Origin of the sequence: Flavobacterium sp. (assembly GCF_025352015.1) — a bacterium.
Lineage (GTDB): Bacteria > Bacteroidota > Bacteroidia > Flavobacteriales > Flavobacteriaceae > Flavobacterium.
Window position 1 is genome coordinate 1 of the sequence record NZ_JANXUG010000088.1, and the last position, 12,826, is coordinate 12,826.

Annotated in this window: 8 protein-coding genes; 4 read left to right on the forward strand and 4 right to left on the reverse strand. The window is 36.7% G+C overall.

What is annotated here, in order from left to right; all coding sequences use genetic code 11:
- The first annotated feature begins 500 nt into the window (after positions 1-500).
- The 4 genes from Q0Q96_RS08660 (at position 501) to Q0Q96_RS08675 (ending at position 5,310) form a co-directional block, all read left to right on the forward strand.
- Positions 501-713: a DUF5522 domain-containing protein gene (locus Q0Q96_RS08660; RefSeq protein ID WP_293873786.1), complete on the forward strand. Its 213-nt coding sequence runs from the start codon at positions 501-503 to the stop codon at positions 711-713.
- The gene (locus tag Q0Q96_RS08665) at positions 710-2,695 is read left to right on the forward strand and encodes a urocanate hydratase (protein WP_293873789.1); all 1,986 of its coding nucleotides are present in this window, start codon (positions 710-712) and stop codon (positions 2,693-2,695) included. Before Q0Q96_RS08660 ends, Q0Q96_RS08665 begins: the two co-directional genes overlap by 4 nt.
- Before the next feature lie 106 nt (positions 2,696-2,801).
- Positions 2,802-3,338, forward strand: a complete 537-nt coding sequence (locus tag Q0Q96_RS08670; RefSeq protein ID WP_293873792.1) for a DUF4136 domain-containing protein — start codon at positions 2,802-2,804, stop codon at positions 3,336-3,338.
- Positions 3,339-3,549: 211 nt separating this feature from the next.
- Positions 3,550-5,310 carry an aromatic amino acid hydroxylase gene (locus Q0Q96_RS08675; RefSeq protein ID WP_293873794.1) on the forward strand — a complete coding sequence of 587 codons (1,761 nt, stop codon included), beginning with the start codon at positions 3,550-3,552 and terminating at the stop codon, positions 5,308-5,310.
- Here the strand turns inward: Q0Q96_RS08675 and Q0Q96_RS08680 are convergent.
- The 4 genes from Q0Q96_RS08680 to Q0Q96_RS08695 all read right to left on the reverse strand — a co-directional run bounded on the left by Q0Q96_RS08680 (position 5,302) and on the right by Q0Q96_RS08695 (position 12,795).
- Positions 5,302-5,949 carry a response regulator transcription factor gene (locus Q0Q96_RS08680; RefSeq protein ID WP_293873796.1) on the reverse strand — a complete coding sequence of 216 codons (648 nt, stop codon included), beginning with the start codon at positions 5,947-5,949 and terminating at the stop codon, positions 5,302-5,304. The genes Q0Q96_RS08675 and Q0Q96_RS08680 overlap by 9 nt on opposite strands.
- 272 nt (positions 5,950-6,221) lie before the next feature.
- Entirely contained in the window at positions 6,222-9,335 is a 3,114-nt protein-coding gene (locus tag Q0Q96_RS08685) for a T9SS type A sorting domain-containing protein (RefSeq protein ID WP_293873798.1), read from the reverse strand.
- Between the two features lie 71 nt (positions 9,336-9,406).
- Entirely contained in the window at positions 9,407-10,858 is a 1,452-nt protein-coding gene (locus tag Q0Q96_RS08690) for an SUMF1/EgtB/PvdO family nonheme iron enzyme (protein ID WP_293873799.1), read from the reverse strand.
- A 101-nt stretch (positions 10,859-10,959) separates the two neighbouring features.
- Entirely contained in the window at positions 10,960-12,795 is a 1,836-nt protein-coding gene (locus Q0Q96_RS08695; protein ID WP_293873802.1) for an SBBP repeat-containing protein, read from the reverse strand.
- Positions 12,796-12,826 lie beyond the last annotated feature (31 nt).

The following is a 12,826-nucleotide window of genomic DNA, read 5'->3' on the forward strand; positions in this document are numbered from 1 at the left end:
CTATTTCATTATCAAACAAAAAGCCTTCTATAATTTTATATAATCGAGATTTCTCTTCTTGATTTAATTCCGATATTTGTGCTAAAATGGTATCTTTCATAAAACAAAGATAATAAATATATTCTTTAGACTAAAGCCTTTATTAATTATAAATAGTTTAACGAAGTCCAAAATGACCTTTGATTTAAATAGTTAAGGTCTTTTTCATTTTTATACGCTTCTCGTTCAAAAGAAATATTTAAGTAAGCTTTTCTTCTATCTTTATATTGAATCCATCGAAACAAAAACTCCAAACTGTACCAAATAAAAAAAAGCAAAATTAACAACTCCAACTGTTGCCGAATATGAATTTTTTCGTGATTTATAATTACTAAATTTTGCTTTAAATGATTTTGAGATACTAATATAAAAGGATAAATAGCCAACCCGTCAAAACCTTTTGGAATTAAATATTTCGAAACGACAACAACCATTTATTAGAATACTTTAAATTTGTAGCTATGAAAAAGCAAAATAATGAAAATAAATCAATTGAAGGTGAAGATTATTATTTAACTCCCGAAGGTTATAAATGTTTCACCTCCAATTATCATTTAAAACGTGGCTATTGTTGCAAAAGTGGATGTCGTCATTGTCCTTATGGTTTCGATAAAAAAACTGGGCAAATTAAAACAACATCTAAATTACAAAATCAACGAATTAATAAAAAATGACATTTCAAGAACAAATTTTACAAGGAATTCCATCACTACTTCCTGACCCAAAACCATACGACGTTGCTATAAACCACGCCCCAAAACGAAAGGAAATCCTATCGGCTGATGAAACAAAATTGGCATTAAAAAATGCGCTACGCTATTTTGAACCAAAACATCACGCCGAGTTACTTCCTGAATTCAAAAAAGAATTAGAAAAATACGGTCGAATTTATATGTACCGTTTCCGTCCAGATTACCAAATATTTGCCCGACCTATTTCTGAATATCCCGGAAAATGTGAACAAGCAAAAGCTATTATGTTGATGATTCAAAACAATCTTGATTATGCTGTTGCACAACATCCTCATGAACTCATAACTTATGGTGGTAATGGAGCTGTTTTTCAAAACTGGGCACAATATTTATTGACCATGAAGTACTTGTCAGAAATGACAGAAGAACAAACATTAACCATGTATTCTGGACATCCAATGGGATTGTTTCCTTCACATAAAGAAGCACCAAGAGTTGTGGTGACCAACGGAATGGTGATTCCAAACTATTCCAAACCAGATGATTGGGAAAAAATGAACGCCCTTGGAGTTTCGCAATACGGTCAAATGACGGCCGGAAGTTATATGTACATTGGTCCGCAAGGCATTGTTCACGGTACAACTATAACTGTTTTAAACGGATTTAGAAAAATAAAAAAAAGTCCAAAAGGCGGCTTATTCATCACCTCGGGTTTAGGCGGAATGTCTGGCGCGCAACCAAAAGCAGGGACTATTGCTGGTTGCGTTACCGTTTGTGCTGAAGTGAATCCGAAAATTACGCACATTCGCCATTCACAAGGTTGGATTAATGAAGTTATAGAAAATATTGAAGATTTAGTACCTAGAGTCAAAAAAGCACTTTACAATCAAGAAGTAGTTTCTATCGGCTATCTTGGAAACATCGTTGATGTTTGGGAACGTTTTGATCAAGAAAATATACATATTGATTTAGGTTCAGACCAAACTTCACTGCATAATCCTTGGGCTGGTGGCTATTATCCCGTTGGAATTTCATTTGATGACGCTAATGAAATGATGGCTAACAATCCGGCTAAATTTAAAGAAGAAGTTCAAAAAACCTTGCGCCGTCATGCAAAAGCAATCAATAAACACACCATAAAAGGAACTTATTTCTTTGATTACGGAAATGCCTTTTTACTCGAGGCTTCTCGCGCTGGAGCCGATGTTTTTGATACTAATAAAATTGATTTTAAATACAACAGTTACGTTCAAGATATTATGGGACCTATGTGTTTTGATTACGGATTTGGTCCATTCCGTTGGGTTTGTGCTTCTGGAAAACCAGAAGATTTAGCCAAAACTGATGAAATTGCGTGTACTGTTTTAGAAGAAATGATGAAAAATTCACCTCCTGAAATCAAACAGCAAATGGCCGATAACATCCAATGGATAAAAGGCGCACAAGAAAATAAACTAGTTGTAGGCTCACAAGCCCGAATTCTTTATGCAGATGCTGAAGGCAGAATCAAAATTGCGGAAGCTTTCAATCAAGCCATTGCAAAAGAAGAAATTGGTTTTATCATTTTAGGCCGCGATCACCATGATGTTTCAGGAACAGATTCACCGTATAGAGAAACCTCGAACATATATGACGGCTCTCGTTTTACTGCCGATATGGCAATTCAAAATGTGATTGGAGACAGTTTTCGGGGTGCCACTTGGGTTTCTATTCACAATGGCGGAGGCGTTGGTTGGGGAGAGGTTATAAATGGCGGGTTCGGCATGGTTCTTGATGGCTCAAAGGAAGCTTCAAGGCGTTTAGAATCAATGCTTTTCTGGGATGTGAATAACGGAATTTCGAGAAGAAATTGGGCAAGAAATGAAGGAGCTATTTTTGCCATAAAAAGAGCGATGCAAACGCAACCTTTATTAAAAGTAACCATCCCTACTATAGTTGATGAAGAACTTTTCAAAATTGTTTAACGAGGTATAAAAGTTGAAAGCTGGGTGAAATATCTACTTGCTTTTACTTTAAAATTAGTTTTAAACAGTTGCGAAATTTTTAAACAAATTAAACATTTATAAAGATATGAAAACATTAAAAATTTTACCGTTACTCCTACTCGTTGTTCTTTCTTCTTGTAGTTCTATCAAAGTGAACTCTGATTATGACAAGAAAATAGATTTTGCGCAATACAAAACCTTTGCCTTTTACAAAAATGGCATTGATAAAGTCGAAATATCCGATTTAGATAAGAAGCGGATTCTTCGTTCTATTGATGAGGTCATGACCGCTAAAGGATTTACTAAAAATGAAACACCAGATTTGTTGGTCAATATTTTTACTAAAGAACGAGAACAGGTTGATGTTAGTCGGTTTAACTCCGGATGGGGTTATGGCTGGGGCTATGGATGGAATCCATATATGTGGGGCGGCAATAATACTTCTATTTCCCGTTATACGGAAGGAACTTTGTACATTGATTTGATTGATGCCAAGAAAAAAGAATTAATTTGGCAAGGTGAAGGCGAAGGTGTTTTGACCAAAGACACTAACAAAAAAGATGAGAAAATTAAAGAATTTGTGAGCAAAATTTTGGAGCAGTATCCGCCTCAAAAGAAGTAAGCCGTCTTGAGTGGCAGTTGACCGATTTATAAAATAGCATAGAAACCGTAGCAGCAATGTTGCGGTTTTTTTAGCCCAGATTGCAATGGAAATCCTTTTTACAGCTGTAAGGTTTTTCAAAACCGAACAACTCTAAAAAGATTGCAATGGAAAGCTGGAAATAGCTACAAAAAAAATTGATACCTTTACTTCAAATACAAAGTTATTTATTATGGAAAAAGCATTTGAAAGCAACCCTTTGATTGACCGATTGCCAAAACATTTGAAACAATTCATTAAGCCACAGCATTATGCTGATTACACACCGATTAACCAAGCGGTTTGGCGTTATGTGATGCGAAAAAATGTAAGTTACTTATCAAAAGTTGCCCACTATTCCTATTTAGATGGTTTGGAAAAAACAGGTTTGGAAGTAGATTCTATTCCGAATATGTATGGCATGAATCGAATTTTGGAAGAAATTGGTTGGGCTGCTGTTGCCGTGGACGGTTTTATTCCGCCAAATGCTTTTATGGAATTTCAGGCCTATAATGTACTAGTAATTGCTTCGGATATTCGCCAATTAGAACATATAGAATATACGCCAGCACCTGATATTATTCATGAAGGCGCAGGTCATGCTCCCATTATTGCTAATCCAGAATATGCAGAATATTTACGCCGCTTTGGTGAAATTGGTTGCAAAGCTATTTCTTCACATCGTGATTACGAAATGTATGAAGCGGTGCGATTACTATCGATTCTTAAAGAAGCCGAAGGGACACCACAACAAAAAATTGATGCTGCTGCAGCGCAAGTTGATTTTTTGCAAAACAATATGGGCGAACTTTCGGAAATGTCTCGAATTAGAAATTTACATTGGTGGACCGTGGAATATGGCTTGATTGGCACTTTGGAAAATCCAAAAATATACGGGGCAGGATTACTATCCTCGATTGGAGAAAGTGCTTGGTGCATGACGGATGAGGTGAAGAAAATCACTTATGATATTACGGCTGCCGATCAAAGTTTTGATATTACAAAACCACAACCTCAACTTTTTGTGACTCCAGATTTTGCATATTTAAGTTTGGTTTTGGAAGAATTTGCCAATTCGATGGCACTTAGAACTGGCGGTTTATCTAGTTTGAAAAAGTTAATTCAATCCAACGCTTTAGGAACAATTGAATTGAGTACAGGCATTCAAATTTCTGGCGTTTTCACCAATGTAATTGAAGAAGATGGAAAACCAGTTTATTTTCAAACGACGGGAAAAACAGCTTTGTCGTATCGTGAAAAGGAATTAGTGGGACACGGATCGCAATATCATGCGGAAGGTTTTGGTTCACCAGTTGGAAAACTAAAAGGGATTAACCTAGCGATTGAAGACATGAGCCCCAGAGATTTGCGTGCTTATGATATTTATGAAGCCGAAAAAGTAACGCTTGAATTTGAGGGAAACATTATTGTTACTGGAGAAATTATTACCGGTTCTAGAAATCTGCAAGGAGAAATTATCATCATTAGTTTTAAAAACTGCACTGTTAAACATAATGATACCATTTTATTCCAACCAGAGTGGGGAGTTTATGATATGGCTGTTGGCAAAAAAGTGACTTCTGCTTTCTCCGGACCCGCTGATGTAGCTAGTTTTGATATGATAAATCATGTTCCAATAAGTCATACAATCAAAGCAATAAAATCGGCTGAACGCGAAGAATTAGAAAATTTGTATTTGAATATTAGAAATTTAAGAAATCAAAAAAACACTTCGCTTTCTATCGAAAAAATCTTTGATTTAGTTAAAGAAAATCATCCGAAAGATTGGTTGTTACCGCTTGAAATAGCTGAAATGTGCACTGTAACCAATAACCATTTAGTATTGCAAAATGTGTTGATTTATCTCGAAAAAATGAAACAAAACCGTCCAGAAATTGCGCATTTAATTACGGGTGGATTGGAATTATTTTTAGAGAAAGTTGCTTTAAATTAAATTGTTATTTTTCGCCTTTTGAATGGCTTCCAATTTATTATGTACCTGAAGTTTCGTGTAAATATTTTCGATGTGTTTTCGCACGGTTCCTGGTGAAAGAAACAAATTATCAGCAATAACATTATAATTCAACCCTTTGCTTAATTGCTCCAAAACTTCAACTTCTCTGTTACTTAATTTTATCTCCTCATGATTATAACTTTCAATACTATACGGATTTCTCAATAATTTCAGTGTTTTCAACGCTATAGAGGGATTCATTGCTGCGCCACCATTCAAGGTTTCGATAATGCCTTGATGCAGTTCTTTTGGGTTAACTTCTTTTAGCAAATAGCCATCAGCTCCGGCTTTTATGGCATTAAAAATATTCTCATCATTATCAAAAACAGTTAGCATAATAATTTTAAATTGTGGATATCTGGATTTGATCAATTTGGTAGCTTCAATTCCGTTGCATTCGGGCATTTCGATGTCCATTAATATTAAATCAATATTTTTGTTTTTTTCGAGTTTTGAAAGCAAGTCATTACCATTATTTGCCGTAAATTTTAATACTAAATCATCAAAAAAAGACAGCTTTTCTGCAATGGCTTTTTGCAAAAAAACATTGTCGTCAACAATTACTATTCGTACTGACATATTTTTGAATTTTAATCCGTTTGGTTTGTTAAGTGTAACAAATTTGGTGATTTTTTCTTAAAAAAATCCATTACAAGCCAATTGATTCGTTTCACTAAATAATTACTTGAAAAGGATTGTAACAAAAATCAATACCACTTGATATTACAAATATGATGGATTTAAATCAAAAAAAAATACGACAAATGCAGTATTTTTTTTTCATTTTCGTGGTAAAAAAAAACCATCTCAATTAAATCGAGATGGTTTAAAAAAAAATAAAAAACTGCTAATTACTTTTTGATTATTTTGACCGTTTTGAACATATCAGCAGCATAAACCTTTATCAAATAGGTTCCACTAGCATAACGAGCCATATCTATTTGTAGATCGGAAGCGTTGCTTTCTTCTGAAAATACTTTTTGTCCAATTATATTGAAAACTTCAATTCTAGAAATAGTTTCACTATAAGAAACATTCAGCAGATCAACCGTTGGATTTGGATAAACTTTTAATGCTTTCATCTCAAATGTATCATTACCCAAGCAAGCACCAGAGGTTACCGTAACTGCAAGTCTCGTTGCGCTTTCGCATGTTCCGTTATTTTGACTAGCAAAATATGTAGTGCCAGAGACTAAAGCTGTACCATTGGGAACTACTGCACCACCAGAAGCAGCATTGTACCAAACAAGGTTTGTTCCGCTTGTAGTAACTATCAAACCAACGGTTTCGCCGCTACAAAAGGTTTGATTTGCATTTCCTGTTGGAGCATTTATTGGAACAATTGATGCTGTAACCGTTGTTCTTGACGAAGTACAAGTTTCGTTGGTAACCTCAACATAATAATTTGTAGTACTATTAATTGATGGTGTTGTAAAATTAGAACCGGTTGCCAATAGTGATCCTCCGCTGGAACTCGAATACCAGTTTAAAATTCCGCCTGTAGCTACTGCACTCAAAATTAAAGTTCCAGCATTACAACGACTATTTGGAGTTGTTGACGTAATTGTTTGTGCCACATCAATGGTTGCAATAACTGCATTTCGTGTTGATGTGCACGTTCCGTTACTTGCTTCAACATAATATGTGGTAGTATTGGCAATACTTGGCGTGTTAAATGTTGTTCCAGTAGCCAGAGCAGCTCCGCCTGCTGCAACATTATACCAAATTAAAGTTCCTACACTGGAAGCCGCATTTAATGCTAATGAACCAGTGCCACAACGACTCGCTGGAGTTGTTGAAGTTACCGCAGGAATTGCATTTACAGTTGCTGTAATTGCCGTTCTAACAGATGAAATACAGGTTCCGTTTACAGCTTCTACATAATACGTTGTAGTTGTAGTTAAACTTGGCGTTACAAAATTACTTCCTGTAAAAACTAAAGTTCCTCCGCTTGCTGCATCATACCAATTGATAGTTCCGTTAGTATAACTTGCCGATAAAGTCAGCGTTCCTGTTCCGCATTTTGAGGCACCTGTTGCTAATGTATTGAATGGTCTTTGATTTACAGTTACAATTACTGGTGTTCTTGCAGATTGACAACTTCCGTTGGTAGCTTGAACATAAAAAGCAGCCGTTGTTGTCAAATTTGTCAAAGAAAAAGTACTTCCTGTTCCTTGAACAGATCCGCCAGTTGCCACATTGTACCATGATAACGTTCCTACACTTCCTACCGCAGAAATAATAAATGTGTCTCCACTACAAATAGTTGCGGGGGTAGTTGAAGTAATTGTGGGCGATATATTTACCGTTGCAATGACAGCAATTCTAGAAGAAGTACACGTACCATTTAAAGCTTCAACATAATAAGTTGTAGTACTTGAAATACTTGGCGTAGTAAAACTAGTTCCTGTTCCAATGGCAGAACTACCGGCAGCATTTGCAAACCAACTTAAAGTTCCAGCAGTAGCCGCAGCTGATAAGGTTACTGTTCCTGTATCGCATCGACTGTTGGCAGTACCTGTAACCGTTGGCGTCGTATTTACGGTTGCTATAACAGCAATTCTTACAGAAGTACAACTTGCATTGGAAGCATCAACATAATACGTTGTTGTTGTACTTAAACTTGGTGTTAAGAAACTTGTCCCTGTTGCTAAACTTGAACCTCCTGATGGCACATTGTACCAATTTAAAGTACCAGAATTGGCTACCGCTGTTAATGTTACCGTTCCGCTATCGCAACGGGTTGCTGGAGTAGTTGAAGTAATTACTGGAGTGGTATTCACGGTTGCAATGACTAATGTTCGTGGCGAGGTGCAATTTCCTGTGGTAGCTTCTACATAATAATTTGTAGTAACACTTATAGAAGGAGTTGTAAAATTGTTTGTAGTTGCCAAAGCTGTTCCACCTGTTGCATTTACGTACCAAAGAGTATTTCCTGCAGTTGAGGTAGCGTTCAATAAAACTGAACCTGCATCACAACGACTCGCTGGAGTTATTGCTGTTATAGATGGAGTCGTATTGACGGTTGCAATAACAGCAGTTCTTGCTGAAACACAACTTGCACTAGCAGTTTCAACATAATAGGTAGTTGTTGTAGTAATACTAGGCGTAGTAAAACTAGTTCCCGTTCCTAGAGCTGTTCCGCCCGATACGTTTGCATACCAACTTAAGGTTCCTGCCGATGCTGTTGCGCCCAATGTTACTGTTCCTGTGTCGCAACGACTCGCTGGAGTTGTTGTTTGCACTGTTGGATAAGCCGTTATCGTTATATAACCTGTTATGGTTTTAGTATCTGTACCGTTAAAATTAGCAGCGACCAAAGTTACTGCATAACTTCCTGCGGTATTATAAGTGATTACAGGGTTTTGAACTGTTGAACTGTTTGGCGTTCCTCCTGTAAATGTCCAAGTCCAAGCCGAAGGAATATTAGTAGATGTATCCGTAAATGTTACCGATTGACCTACGCAAATACTCGTTGCACTTGCAGTAAAACTTGCCACTGGCGGTTGGGTCGGGCAAATTGGAGCGGTTTTATCTACTGTAAAACCATCACCATCACCACCAAAATAAGCATAGAAAGAAGGTGGAAAAGGGCAAACAGTTGCTTCCAATGTAGCTACTGTAGTTCCATCATTATTCCCGCCAAAGTAGGCAAAAAATGAAGGTGGTATTCCACATGCAGTAATACTGGCTTGTTCTGTTGCAGCGCCATCTGCATTTCCACCTAAATAGGCAAACTGAAAAGGTGCTATTCCACAGGCTGTTATACTTAACTCATCAACACTAGAACCGTCATTAATTCCTCCCAAATAGGCATAAAAATGCGAAGGAAATGAACAACTGGTTACACTTAACTGATTTACTGTGGTTCCGTTGGAGTTGCCTCCATTGTATTGAGCAAATGCGTTAAATTGTGTCAAAAGAAATGTTAAGCAAACAACTAAATATATTTTTGTTGTTTTCATCTAATTTGATTTTTAAATTATTTTAATTCATTGTATCACAAGTACATTTACTTGCAAATCAAATTGGATTACTATCTTACGCCACGTCCGCCATAAGTATAATTTCTTCCAGCTGCTGCTGTTCCAGCAAAAGTTCTATCAGAAGTTCTAACATAACTTACAGGGCTCACATATTCTCCTCCTCGTTGACCAATACCCACTGCAGTAGTTATAGAAGGCCAAGTCGCCTGATTACAATCGCCTGTAGCTGTTAAAGTTCCATCACCAAGTGTTCCGTTAAAGACTACTCCAGAGGCAGTAGCAACGCAAACAGTTCTCTCAACAAGATTTCCACCCATTTCCATAGCACCATAATAAGCAGCACCTGCGGAAGATCTTCCTGAAGTAGCTGTGGCAAAAACACCAACTTTTAATGGCCCAAAGGCTGTACTTCCTGAACCTAATGCTACAGCGCATCTACCGTTTACAACTGCATTGGCAATTTCTGAAGGTTGCAACGGATTTGTAACTGTTGAGCTATAAAATGGATTAATAATCGTATCTCCCCAAGTATATTCACCTGCAACTCTTGGCATTGTGCCACGACAGACTTTTTCAAATTCTAGTTCGGTCATTGGTCGTAAGGCTGCCCAGTCTAAATAGGCAGCTAAATCAGCCCAGCTTAAATTTGCCATGGCTACACTTTGACCATCGTTTATATTATTGATAACTCCATTGGTAGCATCACAACCAAAAACGGCTGGAATTGCAGCATTATTACCTGGGGTATCAATTACGATTCCGTTTCTGTAACTGTAAGTACCACCATAAACTACATAAGTTCCTGCAACGCTCGTTGGATCTGAAGTAACTCTTGATTGCTGTTGAGAGAATGTTAATGAATTTAAGAATTCTACATACTGCAATTGAGAAATTTCATATTTCATACAGTAAAAAGAATTATATCCAACAGGAAAAGTTGCAGGAATTGATGGCCCTCCTCCACCTATTGTAGCTGCACTAATTCCGCCCGACTGTGAAGCTGCGTTTACTGTAATACTATTAAAAGTAGATGCGCTAGTGCCATCGCCCAGATCAAAAGACGCTTGAGGCACATTTACCATTTCTATTCCAAAAACTTTGTAATTGTAAGTTCCTGCTGGGATTGTCATTTTTAATGTAATTGACGTAGCTCCAATGTTTCCACCACCTAAAGCACTTCTTCTAATAAAAACGCCGCGACCATCTGTCACAGTATCTACTTGTAATGGCGAAGCTGCTGTGTGATCGCCGGCAATAGCACTTAATCCTGCATGTGCCCAAAGTCTGGTGTTACAATCTTGATACTTAATAAACACCCAAACAGCATCCCAATTGGCTGGAGCCACATTGGCATTCCAACTGTTTTCCCAAGAAATATCAAATGTAATGTTGGAACCAGAAACTGTAGTTCCTGTAATTGTAACATTATTTGCATTAGTATTTAATGCCAATAAAAATGTAATTGCAAGTGCAATTTTCGAAAATAATTTTTTTGCTTTCATTGTTATAAATTTTTAGCGTTATAAAACAAATTACATGTATTTATTAACACAAAAAAATACGGCAAATGCCGTATTTTGATAAAGATATTCTCGATTTATGATTAATTTACAAGTAATTTTTTGGTAATATTATTGGCGTCTTTCTGAATTGCGATCAAATACATTCCTTTGTCAAGGTTTTTATTGGTTGTTAATGCATCTAGCGTAAACTGATTTACTTTTTGACCCAAAATGTTATAAATAGTTGCTGTAGCACCCATCAAATTTTCGTTTATTGTAATGTTAAAATCGCCTGATGAAGGATTTGGATAAACCGAAATGTTTGTGTCTAAATCAAATTGCGAGGTTGCAAGTGCAGGTTGGGTGTATGATGCAAGAAAACCTCCAGCAGATACAGCTGTAACCGATTTGTTAAATCCAGTGTCAGTGGAGCCTGCAACAACTACTTTACCTTGAGGTGTTACAATTATCGAAGTTCCTTTTTCGCCACCTGTACCGCCAAATTTATTGGCAAAAACAAAATCACCATTCGAGTTTAATTTAGATAAATAGCCATCGATTCCGCCAGCAGCAGTTAAATTATAATTTGCTGTGCTTGGGTCAAAATCTGTTATACCAGATGTTCCAAAACTACCCGTTGTATAAATATTTCCAGACGAATCGCTGGCCAACCCTAAGGCACTATTGTCTGACGACAAAATTGATACTACAGATTGAGCTGTACTTTTTGCCCAAATAAAACCGGCATTCGAGTTTATTTTAAATAAATAGCAATCGGTGTCGTTTGGCAAAAAGAAGGTGCCAGAACCAAAATCTAAATCTCTAACACTAGCGATTGTTGTGGTTCCACCCGAAATTGATTTGTATGAATTGCCAGATATAATTATGTTATTGGCATTGTCTACAACCAACGAGCAAGTTGAGCCTGGCAAATGATCTCCTGCAATTGGGTATGCCCAAACATAGTTTCCATTTACATCCAACTTGGCTACAAATTGCTCGTTATAACCTGACATAAGCGGTATTACGGTACTGGTGTAGGCTACCAAATTATTTACTGTAGCACTAGGGTCAGCATCAATACTTACCGTAAAAACACCAGTTATATATACATTGCCCGTGCTGTCTAAATCTATTGCCGTCCCTTTGTTGGTGCAATATCCGTTATAAATCCCGTTGTGCAATAGTGCTTTTGCCCAACCTAAATTGCCTGCACCATCTAATTTCATAACAAATATATCAGAATTTAAACTGCTGGCAGGAACTGTAGAGGTAATATTTGTAGTTCCTGCTCTTGGGTCAAAATCTATTGTGCCATAAAAGCCACCCGTTACAAACAAGTTTCCTGCACTATCTACTTTCATAGCCTGAACGCTGTTTTGATCTGCCGCAGCATTTGTCAAAGTGTTGTTAAATTGTGCATTCCAAACATAGTCGCCGTTTGAATTTAATTTTAAAATATACATAAAATTTGTTCCAGCAGGATTAGGCACATCTACAACTCCCACTCCTGGATTGAAATCTAAAATGGCTGCCGCATTTAATTTTTCTGACGATCCTGCAATATATATATTATCATTACTATCGATAGTAATAGCTGTTGCGCTACTTATTTCGTAGTTTGTGGTGCTACCGCCACCTATTTGTTTTGCCCACACAAAGTTGCCTAAAGCATCTACTTTTAGAACATACATGCTAGTTAAAGCAGCACTAAATTGATTTGTATAACAATCGAGATTAAAAACTGCTGGACCTGGATCAAAATCATAATTGCTATTATGTAGTCCGATACTATAAATGTTTCCTTGCGAGTCTGATGCTATTGTGTGATTGTAACTTGCAATTGATGGCAAACCACCTGTCCAGTTTTGAATAGCCTGCGAATGTGCAAAAGAAAATACAAGCAAAAAAGCGAATAATAATATAGTTTTTTTCATAAGAATAATTTATTTAAATTTTAGTACCATT